The sequence below is a fragment of the Micromonospora sp. MGP-C2 genome (assembly GCF_057766525.1).
This window is the reverse complement of record NZ_JBYMEN010000002.1, coordinates 2,699,944-2,714,994: the sequence shown is the minus strand read 5'-3', so window position 1 is coordinate 2,714,994 and position 15,051 is coordinate 2,699,944. Positions and strand designations below refer to the sequence as shown.

Genomic DNA, 15,051 nt, shown 5'->3' with positions numbered 1-15,051 from the left:
TGGGCGCCGGCCGGCTCGGTGCTGGCTGCTGACCGCCGAGCGGGATAAGATCCGGCGCGGTGTTCGGGGCGGTAGCTCAGCCGGTTAGAGCAGGGGACTCATAATCCCTCGGTCGCGGGTTCGAGTCCCGCCCGCCCCACCAGCCGTTCTCCCTGGTCAGCCATGCTGCCGACGACCCGGGCGAACCGCGTCGAGGTCCGGACCGATGCCCTCAGTCCGCACTGAGTCCGCAGCAGCACGACCCGCCGCCCGGTCGAGGCGGTCCGGCACCTGGTCCAGGTCGTCCTCGAACAGGTCCGCGTACACGTCCAGCGTCATGGCCGCCGAGGCGTGCCCTAGCATCGGCTGCACCGCCTTGATAGCGGGGTGCTGTCCGCGGTGTGGCGACAACTCAACGCATCCTCATTGGCTCCGGCCTTCAGCTCCGCCAGTACGTTGCTGGGGGGGCGTCGCTCGGCTACCGGGGGCAGCTCGTCGAGGTCGACCTCACCGCGGCATTGGACTAGCGGTTCCTGCAAGCCGCCAATTCCGTCCACCCGGCCCCGAGATTGTTGGCCTTGTTCGGCACGCAGTGGCAGGCGGCGCGGGCTGCTGCCCCAGTTCAGTGCGGGGTAGGCAGCCCGCCGCGTTTCTACGGAGCGGCTGCCGCGCTCGTGGCGGAACCCGGCGGCTTGATCGGATGCACGCATCTGCCGCCGACCGCGCGTGCCAGCAACGTCCACGGGCTTGCGCCGGTCCCTGTCTGTCGTAGAGGTCCCATAATCTCCAGCAGACCTACCGCCGCAGTACGAGGAGTTCCGAGCATGCGTCGTCCAGTTCGATTCGAGCGAAGCAGCGAGGTGACCGGCATGCCGGTCACCAAGATGGGCGGACAACCGGTGTGGCTGCAAGCTCCGCAGTGGCCGGTGTCGCGTTTGCTCGGCGAGCCGATGACGTTCATCGGCCAGTTCCGCCTCGATGCCGATGGCGAGCTCCGCATGGCCTACCTGTTCATGACTCACGGCGACGAGTACGTTGATGGCACCTGGGAGCCTGAGGGTGGCGAGAACGCCGTGATCGTTCAGCCTGAGGGATCGGTACCAGCCTTCTTCGCTGTGACTGACATTAGCGAGGGTCCGTCCTGGCTCGTGGAGGATCACCTACCTGTGAATCAGCAGGTCCACGGCGACGAGGAAGCGATGGAGTTCCTGGGCGGCGAGCCGGTGTGGCTGCAGGGTGACGAGACGCCTGGGCCGGGCTGGCAGCTAATCGGACAGCTGACCGACCGTTTGGGCCATAACTTCGGCGACGCCGGAATCGGCTACATCTTCGTTTCGCCAGACGGCGCCGAAGGCAGATTTCTCTGGCAGTGCGGCTAACTCATCTGCCGCGATGCGCGCCTTGTCGTGGACCGTGAGGGCCTTCGTGACTCTCCTTGAGGATCATGTCGGGCATCAGGTGGGACGCGAGCGTCAAGCATGTCCCTTGACAGGACACTTGGCGAGCCGGTCTGTGATCCGTCAGCTGATGCGCGACGTAGCTCTGCCAGGTGATGTGCGACGGGTGGTCTAGGAAACTGAGGTAGCGATCCGCGGTCGCTGGCCTTTGATGCTACGGACTGGCTGGGTGGTGGTGCGTCGGATGACTTTGGTGTCGCCGTCGGTGAGTTCGATGGCCAGGGTCGTTTCGGAGACGGTCACGGTGACGGTCTGGTGCCGGTGTAGCCGGCCGAGGGCGACCTTCTGGCCGGCGACCATGATGATGCCGCTGTTGGATGCCCGCCGTTGCACTCGGACGGGTTCGACCGAGGGTCGTGGTGGTGGCCCGGCTGGTCGGGCGCCGCGTAGGCGCTTCATCTGTTCGGGGCGCAGCGGGTTGGCGCGGGTGCGCAGGAGTTCGCGGGTGTCCAGGTCGTAGAACATGAGAAGGGTCGGCTCGATGCGGATGCCGACGCGTCGGCCGGCGAGGATCTCGGCGGCTAGGACGATGTGTTGGCCCAGCGAGACCCCTCCGCCTCGGTTGACGCAGCGTTCGACCTCGATGGCGTCGCCGTCCTCGATCGGCGGCAGAGGTGACGGCCCGGCTGGGGTGGCGCCTTGGCGGGTGAGGGTGGCCAGGTCGTTGACGCTCAGGTGGGAACGGACGGTTTTGATCCGGATGCCGGCGATGAGGACGTGGATCAGGTCGCAGTCGGCCCAGATCCGGGCCACCATGCCGGCGCGGTGGGTGCCCATCCAGAACTGGCGTTGGCACACCATCAGGTTGCCCGACGCCGGGACGACCCGGTCGAACTCCACCGGCCCACCCGGCTCGACCGCCGGCGGCTGGACCTGGACGGGCTCAGGGTCGGTCGAGGGCTGATGGAGCGGGGTGGAGGAGAGCGGGTCCAAAGTGGGTGGCAGCCACAGATCGACCAGTGCCCGCTGCTGGGCCGGGATCGGCTGGAATCGGTCAGCCGGGGTGACCGGTGTCTTCGCATCGAGGGCCTGGTGGGGTCGGTCAGTGTTGTAGTGCAGCACGTATGCGTCCACCGCGGCCTGGGCCTCGGCCAGGCTGGTGAACGCCTCGGCGGTGTCGAGGAAGTCGGGCCGGACGGTGCCGTGGAACCGTTCGACCTTGCCGTTCTGGTTTGGTGAAGCGGGTGCGGTCAGCCGGTGCGTGATGCCGTTGTGGCGGCAGATCTTGTCGAACAGCACCTCACCGGTGCGGGGCCGGTACTTCCCGAACCGGTCGGTGAACTGCTTGCCGTTGTCGGTGATGATTTCCTCGGGAACCCCGAAACGGGCCAGGGCCTCCGCGAGGGCCAGACACACCGCCCGGCCGGTGGCCCGCTCCACCACCTTCGCGATCACGCAATACCGAGAGTGGTCGTCGACCGCCGTGACCAGCTTCGCCTCCCGCAGCACACCCGTGGCCGGGTTCACCAGCTGCACCCCACCGACGATGTCCATCTGCCACAACTGCATCGGAGCGGGCCGTTCCCACCGCTTATACGAGTCCTTCGGTCGTTTCCGGGGCCGGACCCGCAGCAGACCCTGTCGCTGCAAAATCCGGTCGATCGTCCGTTCCGACGGCACCACCCACTCATCGACCGCCCACGGGCCGGGCCTGCGCAGCATCTCCAACCGGATCCGCCGCGATCCCCACCGAGGATGCTCCCGGCGCATCTCCGCCACCGCGACCTCAACCGCCTCCGCCACCTGCCCCGGACAGGAGTGCGGCCGATGCGACCGGTCAACCAACCCGGCCAACTGCTCAGTCAGATACCGACCCACCCACCGATGCACCGTCGACCGATGCACCCCACAGTTGGCCGCTACCTCTGTCACATCCGACCCGGCCAACACCGCACGGACCGCATCCAACCGTTGCTCGACAACCGACAAGACAACCAGCGCCAATCCCGGCCTCCCCGAGTCCCGACGTCCCGCGGAGACGTCCGGCCCAGAGTGCCGAAACCGACCACCGTCGCAGATCACCTGGCGGACGCGTGTCGCACATCAGCCGACGGAGGACACTTGGCGAGCCGGTCTCACTGCCGAATTGACCTCTTATGAATCAAGGCGGCCCGCAAGCGGGCCGCGCCGGCCCGGCCGGCCACACTGACGGGGACAAGACCTTGAAGACCTCGGGGCTCCGCCCCGAACCCGGGCCCTCCTCAGAGATCAGCCGGGGCGGATCACCTCGCCGGGCACCACAAAGGGCTACCAGCCTCCCCGGACGGGGCCAAGGTCGTTCGGCTGGTGAGGCGCTCCACCTTGTCCCCGTCCGGGGAGGCTGGACGGTCTGCAACTGCCCGACGAGGAGATCCGCGACCGTTACTCGCACTCATGTCAATGCGCCCGGCGGCTGCCATGAGTGGTAGAACATGGCCGGCGTGCCAACGGGCGAGTAAGTTATTCGTTCCCGGTGCGCTTGTGGCCGAGAAGGTGTGCGAGTCGTTCCGTCGGGGGCGCGGTGTCAGCTCCGAGGACCGGGGCGTCGTACATGACGCCGCGCAGCCGGTCTGGGATGACTGTGGTGGCGTACCCGATGCAGCGTTCCGCGATGCCGTTGGGTGCCTCGCTGCGCTGTCCGGTGGCCACCGCCAAGTCCCATCCGTGCGTTACTGTCTCGACAGTGAAGCCCCGTGCGGCCTCCAAGGCCGTGCACGGTCCCCACGGCGCATTGACGGGGTCGGCAGCGGCCAGTTGGGACCACGCCTCACGGATTTCATTGGCCAAGGCGGTATACGTTGCGGCCAGCTTGTCATCGCCGACATCGGTGATCACATGAGGAATCTCGCGTGTGGAGACGCCTCGTGCCGTACCGAGCGAGCGGTGCGCGGTGCCGAGAAGGTGCCCCAGGAGGCTTCGGACGTCGAAGTCTTCACAGGGAGTCTGGGCGTCGAGCTGTGGCGCCTGCGTTGCGGCCGCCAGCTCACCGACCCAGCGGCAAGCGTCGGAGTGATCCTGTAGTTGCTGCGCGAAGGTCACGGCCCGAGATGATATCTGCCGCGACAACGGGGGCGGTCCGCATCCAGTCCGCAAGAGGTCCACGGACAGTGCCCAGCGGTGAGAGATGTCGGAAGGCGTTCACGCTGCTAGATCACCATGTGCCCAGCTTGGCGGGTCGTCCCTCTTGATCTCATAATCCCTCGGCCGCGGGTTCGAGTCCCGCCCGCCCCCGGAAACGGATACCCAAACGGAGGGTTCAAGACCCGCGAAGTTGCAGGCCACAGCCGGTATGTCGGAGCTCGAACAACCGGGGTTGATCGGAATGGCACCGGCTGACCGGTGTGCGCGGTTGGGGGTGGGCCCCTCGTCGGCACCAGGCGTTGATGGGCCCGTCCGATCACACCTTGAGGATGTCCACGTCGTACAGCGCTATCGAGGCGTCGCGGGAGGCCAGGGTCAGACTCTCGGTGATCGCCTGGGCCACCAGCATGCGATCGAACGGATCGCGGTGATGCGGTGGCAGGCGGCCGGCGGCGATGGCGTGGGCGTGGGTCACCGGGAGTTCGCGGAAGCCCATGTCTCTTACCCGCTCGGCGAGGTCAGGGGGTCCGGGGAGTTTCCCCGCACTCTGTTTGATGGTGATCTCCCACAGGGTGACCGGGGAGAGGAAGATGTCCGGCTCGTGGCGTAGCCGGTCGAGGAACTCGGTGCCGAGGGTCGCGTCGCCGGTGATGGCCCAGAGCGCGACGTGGGTGTCCAGCAGCAGGGTCATGCGCCGATGCCGAAGTCGGCGGCGATCTCGGTGTTGGTCTGTGGTGAGTCCCAGTCGCCAGAGAGGTCCAGTTGGCCGGCGAGGGAGCCGACTGCGGTGCGGTTGGCCCGCCGAACCAGCGGCACGACCTTCGCCACCGGCTTACCGGCCCGGTCGATGATGATTTCCTCGCCGTGTTCCACCCGTTCGATGATGCGCGACAGATGGGTCTTGGCATCATGCATGTTGTAGTGCACTGCCTCAGCCGACATGGCGCAACCTCCTCGGTTAGCTAGGCGCTTAGTCTACCCTGCTTGACACCCTGGCCAGCGGTTCGGCTGGTGGTTTCACGGCTGCTCGCCCAAGTGCCTAGCGAATTCCAGAGTTGATGTCCAGGACGGTTGCTCGGTGTGGGGTTCGTCTTGGCCCTGCTCTTGCGTCACGCAGTCAGTCTGCCAAGGCATCAGGATCGAGGCAGACGTTGCTTACCGTCGCTGCGCGCGGATGCATGCCATCCTCTCCGAGGCGTCGCTGCGTACCGAGATCGCTGCCCAGACGTACTGCGTGAGCAACTCGATCACCTGGTCACCTTGAGTCGGCTGCCGAACGTGACGATCCAGGTGCTGCGCTTCGAGGCCGGCGCTCACCTGGCGGACAGCAGCGGCTTCGCCCTGCTCAGCTTTGAGCGGGACGAGCCACCACTGGGCTAGATCGAAACCCTGGCAGGCGAGCTGTTCCTTGAGTCGAGCCGTGACCTGGCGCGGCTGTCGGCGGCGTACGACAATCTGAAGACGCTGGCGATGTCGCCCGCTGAGGCGATCAAGTTCGTCAAGGAGTTGAGCGCGCATGGAACATGATGCCTGGCGCAAGTCGAGCCGCTCCGGCAGCAACGGCCAGTGCGTGGAGGTGCGTGAGCGGGCTGCGGCAATTGACGTCCGCGACTCCAATTCGCCCGACACCGGGATGCTGAGCTTCGAGCTCGCCGCCTGGGACGCGTTCGTCGACAGCGTCAAGGCGGACACCTGCCGCCCCTGAGTGGGGAACGCATTGGCGGCGGCCCGCTTCACGCCCTAGCTGGGCTTGATGCTCGCGAGTTGAACGAGCAGTGAAATCAGCCGGTAGGCGTCGCCGAAGTCAGCGGCCTGGAAGGCGACCGTTCGGCCGCCGCCGACGCGGGTCACGCCCGGCGCCAGAACTGCGAGGTCAACCATGTAGGGGCCGTACAGATCGACCTCGACGTCCATCGGCCCGGCCATCTTCAGTGGGGGAATCGATCCGCGCCGGGTGATCGCATCGGCGGCGGCGCGGCGCAGCCGCTCGCGTGCCTCCTGCGGGTGTAGGGCCACCGCGGCGGCCTGACCCAGGGACTGCTTGACGGCGACGGTGACCGCCGAGGGCACCAGCTCGCTGAACTCCGCACACGCGCTGTCGTCTCCGCTGAGCAGAACGACGGGCACGTCCAGGTGTCCCGCCATGGCGGCGTTGAGGCCGATCTCGCCCAGCGAGCGTCCGCCCACCCGTACGTCGAGGATGCTGTCACTGATCGTGTGCGCCAGCACGGCGGGCCCGGCGCCTGCCCGAGCGTGATAGCCGACGAACAAGACAGCATCCGTGGGCTCGCCCAGCCCCGCGAGCATGCCCAGCGGGCGGGGTTTGCCTCGCACGAGGTGGGCACGCCGGTCGAGGTCCTCCGGCAGCAGGTTCCGAAACGTCCCGTGTGCGTCGGCGACCCACACCACGGCGTCGGGTTCGGCGTCGAAGACACCCGCAATCGCCGCGTTCGCCTCGGCCGTCATCAAGGCCCGGCCGCGCTCGTAGTCGTAGCGATCCGGATTCGTCTCGGTGGGATGCACGATCCCCGAGATGCCTTCCAGGTCCACCGAGATCAATGCCTTCATGAAGCTGGGACCCTACGCGCTCCTTGCACAACGGTCGACCTCAGGCAACGCAGGCGCGATGACGATGCTTCTCGGCTCAACATTGTTGATCATTCGTAGGGCCTCGGACGCATCTAAAGCTTGAGGTACAATTTTCTGTACTTATCTGGAGGTGGTCATGCGGACCGTGAATTTCACCCAGCTTCGACAGAATCTGGCCGCCGAGCTCGACAGCGTCATCAACGACGCAGAGGAAGTGGTGGTGACCCGGTCAGGCCACGAGCCGGTAGTGATCGTGCCACTCGCGGAGTACGAGTCGATGAAGGAAACCGAGTACCTCCTGCGCAGCCCCAGCAACGCAGCCGCCCTCCGTCTATCGATGGCAGAGCTTGAGGAGGGTGACGCGGCTGAGCGTGACCTGATCGACCCGGGCACCGTACGGGACGTCGCATGAGGTTGGTCTTCACGGCGACGGCGTGGAGCCAGTACCTCAGTCATACGGATCGTAAGTTGGTCAAGCGCATAAACGACCTCATTGCGGACGTGATGCGCAACGGGTACGAGGGCATCGGCAAGCCGGAGTCCCTGAGAGGGGAGTTGTCCGGCTTCTGGTCCCGCCGCATCGATCGTGAACACCGGCTGGTGTACCGAATCACCAAGGAAGACGTTGAGATCGTCGCCTGCCGGTATCACTACGGTGACCGATAGCGGGCATGGCTCTACTCAACCCATGGCGGTGTGCTGCGGCGGGAGCCGTAGTTCGAGTTCGATCGTCCGCACCGCCTTCTCGGGGTTGACCGTGATCGGTTCGGGTCTGCCGGTCTTGTAGCCCTGGGCGAAGTCGACTCCACTGCTCTTCAGGAATTCCAGTGTCTCCTCGTCCTGGACATATTCGGCAGCAACACGGATGCCGAGCGCGTGGCACAGCTCCACCAACTTCGAGACGACGGCTTGGTCGGCCGGCGACCGGCAGAGATCGACGATGAACACCCCATCGATCTTCACCAGGTCCACTGGCAGGTATTTCAGGTGAGCGAGGGCGCCGTATCCCGTACCGAAGTCGTCCAACGCGAGGTGGCAGCCGATCTCTCTGATCCCCGTTGCGAAGGCGAGGGCCTCGTTGCGGTTCTCGATCAATGTGGTTTCGGTGATCTCGAAGGTCAGGCATTCCGGCTTCACCCGGTGTCGGCGGATCGCCTCCGTCACGTAGGTGAGCAGCCCCGGGTCGGCGAGGGACTTGCCGGAGATGTTGACCTGATAGTGGGAGGTCTGGGCTCCACGGCCGATCAGTTCGAGCGCATGGTCGATGACCCACTTGTCCACGGTGAGGATCTCGCCGACGCGCTCGGCCATGTCGAGGAAAGCCCACGGTGCCACGGACTGGCCGGTATCGCTCCGAACCCTCAACAGGATCTCGTGGCGAGTGACCTCGTTGAGGCGGAGGTCGACAATGGGCTGGGCGTAGAGGGCGAACCTGTTGGCAGATACCGCCTGTCGTACCTGTGACCGGCATCTTTCTATCCGGTCCCTGGTCGCCACCGGCTCAGTGAGGACGGTGGTCGGGACGCCGCTGCGGCGCGCGTCGCGGGCCGCGTGTTCGCCGTCGATGAGCAGGTCAAATCCGGTTGCCGACACCTCGCTGCCGAAGAGCACAAGGCCCGCCGAGGTGTTGAGGCGCAAGGTCTTGTGCTGGACGCTGAACAGGTGGCGTCGGAACGTGTCGACGATCCGAGCCGCCAGGGCCTCGGGCGCCTCCGCTTGCCCTTCGGCCGGAGCGAGGAGTACGCCCCACAGGCTGGGGCCGACCAGACCGCAGGTCACCTTGTCGCCCACGATCGTTCGCAGGTGCTGTGCGACCTCTGCCGTCAGATCGTCGTGGTTCTCGTCGGTGAGCGCATCGGGTAGCCGGGTGGCGGGTTCGGTTGCCACGACGATGAGGGCTCCGCCAGTGGTGCGGCGGGCTCGGTCGACCTCGTCAGTCAGGTAGCTGCGGGTCGGCAGCCCGGTGACGATGTCCAGCGCGGCCAGGTCGGCGCACAGCATTTCGCTGCGGGTGGCGAGCCTGCGACGCTCTTGCCGGGCGAGTTCGAGCGCGGTGTCATCTGCGCCGGTGGCGATGATCCCCGACGGTGTGCCGTCGGTGGTGAGAATCTCGATGTGGCAGTGCACGTGGCGGACGGTGCCACCCGGCTGGATCAGCCGGAACGTGACCTCCTCGGGGCGACGGCGGTCCCATGCCGTCCGCACAACCTTGCGAACCCTCTCCACGTCTGCGGGATGGACGAGGTTGGCAAGCCTTTCGGGCGACAGGCGCAGCGTTCCCGGGGCATGCCCGAAGATCATCGCCATCTCATCCGACCAGGTGAGGCGCCCGAAACCGCCGGACTTCCCTTCACCGGTCGTCCAGGTGATCGTGCCGAGCTTCGCCAACTGCGCGGCACGTGCGACTCTGGTCGCCTCGTCGACGACCGCGGTCAGCGGATCGACGAGGTCGGCGTCGACAATGATCTCGTATCCGTCGGCGACGGACAGGTCGTACTCGCCCTGCGCCGCCCGCGCCACGCGGCGTGCGCGGGCGAGCTCCAGAGGACTGGGCTGGTTTGTCTCGGCCAACGCCAGAATGTCATCGAGGTCCACGGCTGCCTCCCTGGCGCCGGCGGCCTTCCGAATCCGTATAGCCGGCTTCCTCGGCCAGCTCACGCAGGCGTTTCCTGGCAGCGAGCTTGTAGGAGCGGATGCTGGTTTCGGCCAGTCCGAGGATGCGCGCGATCTCCTGGTTGGAGAAACCCTCGCGGGACATCTGGAACACCTCGGCCTGCCGCGACGGAAGGTGGTGCAACCAGGTCCTCAGCGTCTCCTGGGCCTCCCATACGTCGGCGATGTCCGTGTGTGGTGCCGGGGGCAGGTCTTCCGGCGCTACCGCGGCTTCGCGCTGGCGTCGTTGCAGCTCCTTGCGGATCTTGTTTCGGGCCGTGATGATCACCCAGCCGATCGGCTCGGTGTAGGTACGGATCTTGAACCACTGGACGCGCCCGTGCAGGTACGCCTCGTTGAGAGCGTCCTGAACCACCTCCCGGTCCCAGCACGCCGCCCGGAGAATTCGCTCCACCGTGTGGTAGCTGCCCTCGGCGAAAGCGGCGAACTCCTGGTCGTGCTCTGCCTTGAGGCGCGCGGCCTCCGCCCTGCGCGCCGCTTCACTGTCGACCGGCTCCGGTGTCAGGGCGGCGGTGCCCTCCACCCCCATCACGCGGCCTCCCTGGTGTCGTCGCGCCGCGCCGCGTCGCGGCTGCCCAACTCCACCTCGCGATGCCCGTCCCGATCACGCTCGACGATCCGCACGACGTCGTGGTCGGCCTCCGCCAGCCTGATCAGCCAGGTCGCCCGGGCGGCGGTTCGTGTCGACGCCTCACGCTCCTCGTGCAGACGTGTTCGGTGCGCAACGTATGCGCGCACCAACCCTGCCGCCGTTCCGGCGATGGCAAGAGCCAAGGCCAACGCTCCGTGATCAGAGACGGCCGTCGCCAGCGTTTCGTTCATCGTTTCCCCTCGTCGTCCCCGGTTAGCTAATTACTATCCGTGGCGAGGGGCGAATGTAGATGTCTCACCGTCCACATTATTCTGGTTGATCAGCGATCAAGCGCATAGCCTGCCGATACTCCCCAAAGTCATGCTACCGGCACGTCGAGCGAGGAGTGATTGTCTCCGCCGTCAAGTCCCATGATCTGCTAGTCAACTACTGTGGGTGAAGGTCGCATCACGTAGACCGCTGAGATCCAGCCGTCTAGGTCCAGGACTGAGAGCTACCAGTGCGGCCCTCCGGGTCAGCGGCCGGTGGGGGAGCGGCACCTATGGGTGGTCCACGGGAGGGAGGTCCACATAATCGCCGAACGGCTCGATGGATCCATCCCAACCGTTCCAACCCTGCTGGGTGACCTGCCCGTCGGCGTAGGTGTATGACCAGCGGGCCCCGTCCTCACCCTCGATCTGAACCTTCCCGAGCGAACGAACGGCGCGATCGCGACGTAGAAGGCTGTCGCCCTGTTCGACCATTTTGGATCACCCTCGTCGTCGTGCCCGAACTCGATCCAGTCTCCGTCGCGGATGATCGAGGCTCTGGCCACCTCCGCCAGGTCGACCAGCGTGCCGTTCGCCGGGAACGCATCCGGCTCGTACCAGTCACCTCGTCCAGCCATGGCGGTCTGGACGGCGGCGACCGCAGCGCCGTCGTCCGACTCGGGGAGGTTCAGACGACCTGACGGCATCACCGTGTATCCCACGCCGCGCACCCTACAACGATCAATGTCCGCCCCGCCGCTGACGAACCAGCTCAGCCGTTGATCGTGTCCATTGCGCGACGAAGAGATCGAGGTTGCCCTGCTCCGGAATTAGCCTGATTCGGTGATGTCGATGGCTGGCACGGGCGTACGCGTCAGGCTGCTCGGGCCGGTGGAGGTGGTCGTCGCCGACGGCGCGCAGGCGGTGAACGGTGTGCGCCGCAAGGCGGTCCTGGCGACGTTGGCGCTGCACGTGGGCCGGGTGGTGAGCGTGGACCGGCTCATCGACGTGGTCTGGGGTGAGCAGTTGCCGGCCACCGCGGCGAACACGTTGCAGCGCCACGTCTCCTACCTACGCGGAGTGCTCGGCGAGCCCGGATCGATCGTGGCGCGTCAGCCCGGTTACGTGCTCAACACCGGGCCGGAGTCCACTGATGTCCAGGCCGCCGAGCGCCTCCTCGAACTGGCCCGGCGGTCATCGGACCGCAACGAGCAGGTGGCTCACCTGACGGCCGCGGTGGCGTTGTGGCGTGGACCCCCGTTGGCCGACGTGGCCGGGTCCGCCTGGCTTGAGGAGCAGGCGGAACACCTGGCCCGCCTGCGGTTGGAGACCGAAAGGGCGCTCGCCGAGGCTCGGCTGTCCGTCGGCGAGCACGCCCGGCTCGTCCCCGGTTTGGAACGGCTCGTCCGGCAGCACCCCCTCGACGAGCACCTGCACGCGCAGTTGATGCTCGCCCTGTACCGCGACGGCCGACAGGGTGAGGCGGTCGCCACGTACCGGCGGCTGCGTGACACCCTCCGGGAAAACCTCGGCATCGACCCGAGCCCGCGGCTCCGGGATCTGGAGTGCGCCATCCTGCGCCAGGACACCGCGATTGCCGCACCCGCCCCGGCTGCGGCGGCACAACCGCCGGTTGCGGCGCAACTGCCTCCTCCCGTACCAACGTTCACCGGGCGCGACGCGGAGCTGGCCGCCCTCGACGCGCTGGTCGACCGGGGCGGCGCCGTGGTGGTGTCCGGGACCGCGGGCGTCGGCAAGACCGCGCTTGCCGTGCACTGGGCGCACCGGGCGGCCGAGCGTTTCCCCGACGGGCAGCTCTACGTCAACCTGCGCGGCTTCGACCCGGCGGCCACACCGACCGACCCGGCGCGAGCGCTGCACGGGTTCCTGGAGGCGCTCGGTGTGCCGGTGTCACGGATGCCGAGCGACAGGGACCTGATGGTGAGCCTGTACCGCACGACGGTGGCCGGCAAGCGTCTGCTGGTGGTGCTGGACAACGCGCGCGACGCGGAACAGGTCCGGCCGCTGCTGCCCGGCTCACCCGACTGTCTGGCGATCGTCACCAGCCGCGACCAGCTTCTCCCACTGGTCGTCACCGAGAGCGCCCAACCTGTGCCCCTGGACCTGCTGAGCCCCGGCGAAGCCCGCGACATGCTGGCCCGCCGACTCGGGGCGGGCCAGATCGACGCCGAACCCGGCGCGGCCGACGAGATTGCCGAACGGTGCGCGCGGCTGCCGATCGCCCTGGCCATCGTCGCGGCCAGAGCCGCCACCAACCGGCACTTCTCGTTGGCGGCGGTCGCCGGTGAGCTGGGCGATCTGGGCGCCTTCCACGGCGGCGACGAGGCCACCGACGTCCGGGCGGTCTTCTCCTGGTCGTGCCGGACACTCAGCCCACCAGCGGTCCGGCTGTTCCGGCTGCTGAGCCTGCATCCCGGCCCGGACGTCTCCGTCCCGGCCGTGGCCAGCCTGGCCGGGATCACCCCGCAGGGGAGCGGTCCGCTGCTGACCGAGCTGACCCGGGCGAACCTCCTGACCGAGCACACGTACGGGCGTTACGCGTTCCACGACCTGCTGCGCGCGTACGCCGCCAGCCTCGCCGACGAGGCTGAGGCACCGGCCGAGCGCAGTGCCGCCGTCCACCGACTGCTCGACCACTGCCTGCACACCGCCCACGCGGCCGACCTGGCACTGCACCCGCACTTCAGCGACATCAGCCTCCCGCCACCGCGAGCGGGCGTGACGCCGGAACGGGTAAAGAACAAGTTGGCCGCCACGGCGTGGTTCACCGCCGAGGTTCCCGTTCTGCTCGCGGCCGTGCCACTGGCTGCGCGGGCAGGTTTCGAGGGGCACGCCTGGCGGCTCGCCTGGACCATGGCCGGCTTCCTGCACCGGCAGGGGCACTGGCAGGACTGGCTGGGCACGCAACGCATCGCTCTGGCCGCCGCGTCCCGCATCGGCGATCAGACCGGGCAGGGCCACGCGCACCGCAGCCTCGGTCTCGCCTGTTCAAGGCTTCGACGGTACGACGAGGCCGACGACCACCTGCGCCGCGCGCTCGACCTGTTCACCGACGTCGGCGACGACGCCGGGCGGGCACACACCTGCCTGAACCTCGGCCAGCTGGCGGAGCGACAGGGGCAGCACCACCAGGCACTCGACCATTCCCGACGGGCGCTGACCCTGTTCCGGCGAGCCGGAAACGAGGCCGGGCAGGGGTACACCCTCAACGCGGTCGGTTGGCAGGAAGGACTGCTCGGCAACTACCACCGTGCCCTTGAGTCGTGCGGCGAGGCGCTGAGAAAGTTGCAGGAGGTGGACGACGTGCAGGGACAGGCCGACACGTGGGACAGCCTCGGCCACGCCCATCACCAACTCGGCGACGACCGGCGGGCCATCGCCTGCTACGAGCACGCACTCGACCTCTTCACCCAGGTCAACGACCGGTACGCGGAAGCCAGCACGTACGTCAACCTCGGCGGCAGCCACCGCGCCCTCGCCGATTTCGGTGCCACCCGGGTGGCGTGGCGTCGGGCCCTGAGCATCCTCGACGAGCTCGGCGACGCCGACGCCGACACGATCCGTGCCGACCTGGCACAGCTCGACGCCAGTCGACTCCACTGACGTACCCCCGCTTTCAGCGCCGTTTCCGGGCCGCTTCAGCGCGGCCCGCCACTCTTCGGACACCAGTTTCTTTCCGAGGAATGGAGCGTTCGATGAAGCGTTTGGCACACCGCCTCGCGGTGATCGGGGTGGTCAGCGGGACGGTGCTGGCCATGTCCTCCGCAGCCGTGGCCCGGCCCGACAAGCCGCCGACGAAAGGCACCGACTGCGTGGTCCAGCACGTCGACGAGCGCGGCGGAATCGTCCGCACCGAGACCGAGCCTGAGGGCCGGGAACACGGCCAGTTCCGCTGCGAAGGCGGGCGGTGGACGTTCGCGTGGGACCCGTTCGGGGCGGACGACATGATCAGGGCCGGCGAGATCCAGGTCGATCCGGCCGGTGCGGTGTCGGCCCGGCGGTTCACCGGTCCCGCGCTCGGCAACGACCTCACGGTGGGCGAGATCGCCACCATCGCCCAGGCCGTCAGCGGCAGCCGAGAGGTGCTGATCGACCGCGCGATCGTGGCGGTCGACGACGGCAAGGAGCGGACCCCGGAGCAGATCGAGGCGCTGCTGGCCGGCAAGGACGACACCGGCGTACGGGTGCTGGACATCATCGAGAAGCCGAACGCCGCCATGTCGACGAAGGACGTCATCGACGAGGCCGGCGGCACCCCTGAGTCGACTGTCGTCTACTTCAGCATCTGGGGCGCGATCAAGTCGGTGTTCGCGTGGATCGTGGACACGATCGGCGACATCGGCGAGTGGATCGACGACCACTGCGACCTGGGATCCCCGAACGACTTTGGCGACGTGGTCACGTGTCGCTGGTAGCCCGTTCGACCCCGCCG

General features: G+C 67.5%; 16 protein-coding genes, 1 tRNA gene and 1 pseudogene. 8 read left to right on the top strand and 10 right to left on the bottom strand.

Annotated features, from left to right (window positions below):
• Positions 1 to 65: 65 nt before the first annotated feature.
• Positions 66 to 142: transfer RNA gene (locus AC3CF1_RS12025), tRNA-Ile, on the top strand.
• Between the two features lie 14 nt (positions 143 to 156).
• Here AC3CF1_RS12025 and AC3CF1_RS12020 read toward each other — a convergent pair.
• Complete coding sequence (locus AC3CF1_RS12020; RefSeq protein ID WP_354983424.1) at positions 157 to 342, bottom strand: hypothetical protein; 186 nt, start codon at positions 340 to 342, stop codon at positions 157 to 159.
• Positions 343 to 848: 506 nt separating this feature from the next.
• Between AC3CF1_RS12020 and AC3CF1_RS12015 the strand changes: the two genes are divergently transcribed.
• A complete protein-coding gene (locus AC3CF1_RS12015) occupies positions 849 to 1,358 on the top strand; it encodes a YwqG family protein (RefSeq protein WP_354983425.1) in 510 nt (169 codons plus the stop codon).
• 189 nt (positions 1,359 to 1,547) lie between these two features.
• Here the strand turns inward: AC3CF1_RS12015 and AC3CF1_RS12010 are convergent, their stop codons facing one another.
• The 4 genes from AC3CF1_RS12010 to AC3CF1_RS11995 form a co-directional block, all read right to left on the bottom strand.
• Positions 1,548 to 3,344: an IS481 family transposase gene (locus AC3CF1_RS12010; RefSeq protein WP_488452071.1), complete on the bottom strand. Its 1,797-nt coding sequence runs from the start codon at positions 3,342 to 3,344 to the stop codon at positions 1,548 to 1,550.
• A gap of 531 nt (positions 3,345 to 3,875) precedes the next feature.
• Entirely contained in the window at positions 3,876 to 4,454 is a 579-nt protein-coding gene (locus AC3CF1_RS12005) for a TIGR03086 family metal-binding protein (RefSeq protein ID WP_354983234.1), read from the bottom strand.
• Positions 4,455 to 4,812: 358 nt separating this feature from the next.
• A complete protein-coding gene (locus AC3CF1_RS12000) occupies positions 4,813 to 5,187 on the bottom strand; it encodes a type II toxin-antitoxin system VapC family toxin (protein ID WP_354983233.1) in 375 nt (124 codons plus the stop codon).
• A complete protein-coding gene (locus AC3CF1_RS11995; RefSeq protein WP_328533632.1) occupies positions 5,184 to 5,438 on the bottom strand; it encodes a type II toxin-antitoxin system Phd/YefM family antitoxin in 255 nt (84 codons plus the stop codon). The genes AC3CF1_RS12000 and AC3CF1_RS11995 overlap by 4 nt, the downstream gene beginning before the upstream one ends.
• A 336-nt stretch (positions 5,439 to 5,774) precedes the next feature.
• Between AC3CF1_RS11995 and AC3CF1_RS11990 the strand changes: the two are divergent.
• Both AC3CF1_RS11990 and AC3CF1_RS11985 read left to right on the top strand, forming a co-directional pair.
• Positions 5,775 to 6,023, top strand: a pseudogene (locus AC3CF1_RS11990) (Scr1 family TA system antitoxin-like transcriptional regulator).
• Entirely contained in the window at positions 6,013 to 6,201 is a 189-nt protein-coding gene (locus AC3CF1_RS11985; RefSeq protein WP_488450497.1) for a DUF397 domain-containing protein, read from the top strand. Before AC3CF1_RS11990 ends, AC3CF1_RS11985 begins: the two are co-directional and overlap by 11 nt.
• A 35-nt stretch (positions 6,202 to 6,236) precedes the next feature.
• On the opposite strand, the gene AC3CF1_RS11980 is transcribed toward AC3CF1_RS11985, so the two are convergent.
• Positions 6,237 to 7,064 (bottom strand): M55 family metallopeptidase, encoded by an 828-nt coding sequence (locus tag AC3CF1_RS11980; protein WP_488450496.1) that lies wholly within the window; start codon positions 7,062 to 7,064, stop codon positions 6,237 to 6,239.
• Between the two features lie 157 nt (positions 7,065 to 7,221).
• Between AC3CF1_RS11980 and AC3CF1_RS11975 the strand changes: the two genes are divergently transcribed.
• Positions 7,222 to 7,497 carry a type II toxin-antitoxin system Phd/YefM family antitoxin gene (locus AC3CF1_RS11975; RefSeq protein WP_354983230.1) on the top strand — a complete coding sequence of 92 codons (276 nt, stop codon included), beginning with the start codon at positions 7,222 to 7,224 and terminating at the stop codon, positions 7,495 to 7,497.
• Entirely contained in the window at positions 7,494 to 7,751 is a 258-nt protein-coding gene (locus AC3CF1_RS11970) for a Txe/YoeB family addiction module toxin (RefSeq protein ID WP_354983229.1), read from the top strand. The genes AC3CF1_RS11975 and AC3CF1_RS11970 overlap by 4 nt, the downstream gene beginning before the upstream one ends.
• Before the next feature lie 15 nt (positions 7,752 to 7,766).
• Here the strand turns inward: AC3CF1_RS11970 and AC3CF1_RS11965 are convergent, their stop codons facing one another.
• From AC3CF1_RS11965 to AC3CF1_RS11950, 4 genes are all read right to left on the bottom strand, one after another.
• Positions 7,767 to 9,680, bottom strand: coding sequence for an EAL domain-containing protein (locus AC3CF1_RS11965; protein ID WP_354983228.1), 1,914 nt, complete (start codon positions 9,678 to 9,680; stop codon positions 7,767 to 7,769).
• On the bottom strand, positions 9,667 to 10,287 hold the full coding sequence (locus AC3CF1_RS11960) for an RNA polymerase sigma factor (protein WP_354983241.1): 621 nt from the start codon (positions 10,285 to 10,287) through the stop codon (positions 9,667 to 9,669). The genes AC3CF1_RS11965 and AC3CF1_RS11960 overlap by 14 nt, the downstream gene beginning before the upstream one ends.
• Entirely contained in the window at positions 10,287 to 10,580 is a 294-nt protein-coding gene (locus tag AC3CF1_RS11955; RefSeq protein ID WP_354983227.1) for a hypothetical protein, read from the bottom strand. Before AC3CF1_RS11955 ends, AC3CF1_RS11960 begins: the two co-directional genes overlap by 1 nt.
• A gap of 284 nt (positions 10,581 to 10,864) precedes the next feature.
• Positions 10,865 to 11,320 carry a hypothetical protein gene (locus AC3CF1_RS11950; protein ID WP_488450495.1) on the bottom strand — a complete coding sequence of 152 codons (456 nt, stop codon included), beginning with the start codon at positions 11,318 to 11,320 and terminating at the stop codon, positions 10,865 to 10,867.
• Between the two features lie 124 nt (positions 11,321 to 11,444).
• On the opposite strand from AC3CF1_RS11950, the gene AC3CF1_RS11945 reads away from it, so the two are divergent.
• Both AC3CF1_RS11945 and AC3CF1_RS11940 read left to right on the top strand, forming a co-directional pair.
• Complete coding sequence (locus tag AC3CF1_RS11945; protein ID WP_488452070.1) at positions 11,445 to 14,222, top strand: AfsR/SARP family transcriptional regulator; 2,778 nt, start codon at positions 11,445 to 11,447, stop codon at positions 14,220 to 14,222.
• 92 nt (positions 14,223 to 14,314) lie between these two features.
• Positions 14,315 to 15,034, top strand: a complete 720-nt coding sequence (locus tag AC3CF1_RS11940) for a hypothetical protein (protein ID WP_355160338.1) — start codon at positions 14,315 to 14,317, stop codon at positions 15,032 to 15,034.
• Positions 15,035 to 15,051 lie beyond the last annotated feature (17 nt).

Excerpts from the sequence above, each read along its gene's own strand:
- AC3CF1_RS11980 (WP_488450496.1), bottom strand. The coding sequence starts at position 7,064 with ATGAAGGCATTGATCTCGGTGGACCTGGAAGGCATCTCGGGGATCGTG.
- AC3CF1_RS11985 (WP_488450497.1), top strand. The coding sequence starts at position 6,013 with ATGGAACATGATGCCTGGCGCAAGTCGAGCCGCTCCGGCAGCAACGGC.
- AC3CF1_RS11940 (WP_355160338.1), top strand. The coding sequence starts at position 14,315 with ATGAAGCGTTTGGCACACCGCCTCGCGGTGATCGGGGTGGTCAGCGGG.
- AC3CF1_RS12000 (WP_354983233.1), bottom strand. The coding sequence starts at position 5,187 with ATGACCCTGCTGCTGGACACCCACGTCGCGCTCTGGGCCATCACCGGC.
- AC3CF1_RS11970 (WP_354983229.1), top strand. The coding sequence starts at position 7,494 with ATGAGGTTGGTCTTCACGGCGACGGCGTGGAGCCAGTACCTCAGTCAT.
- AC3CF1_RS12020 (WP_354983424.1), bottom strand. The coding sequence starts at position 342 with ATGCTAGGGCACGCCTCGGCGGCCATGACGCTGGACGTGTACGCGGAC.
- AC3CF1_RS11955 (WP_354983227.1), bottom strand. The coding sequence starts at position 10,580 with ATGAACGAAACGCTGGCGACGGCCGTCTCTGATCACGGAGCGTTGGCC.
- AC3CF1_RS12015 (WP_354983425.1), top strand. The coding sequence starts at position 849 with ATGCCGGTCACCAAGATGGGCGGACAACCGGTGTGGCTGCAAGCTCCG.
- AC3CF1_RS11945 (WP_488452070.1), top strand. The coding sequence starts at position 11,445 with ATGTCGATGGCTGGCACGGGCGTACGCGTCAGGCTGCTCGGGCCGGTG.
- AC3CF1_RS11995 (WP_328533632.1), bottom strand. The coding sequence starts at position 5,438 with ATGTCGGCTGAGGCAGTGCACTACAACATGCATGATGCCAAGACCCAT.
- AC3CF1_RS11975 (WP_354983230.1), top strand. The coding sequence starts at position 7,222 with ATGCGGACCGTGAATTTCACCCAGCTTCGACAGAATCTGGCCGCCGAG.
- AC3CF1_RS11960 (WP_354983241.1), bottom strand. The coding sequence starts at position 10,287 with ATGGGGGTGGAGGGCACCGCCGCCCTGACACCGGAGCCGGTCGACAGT.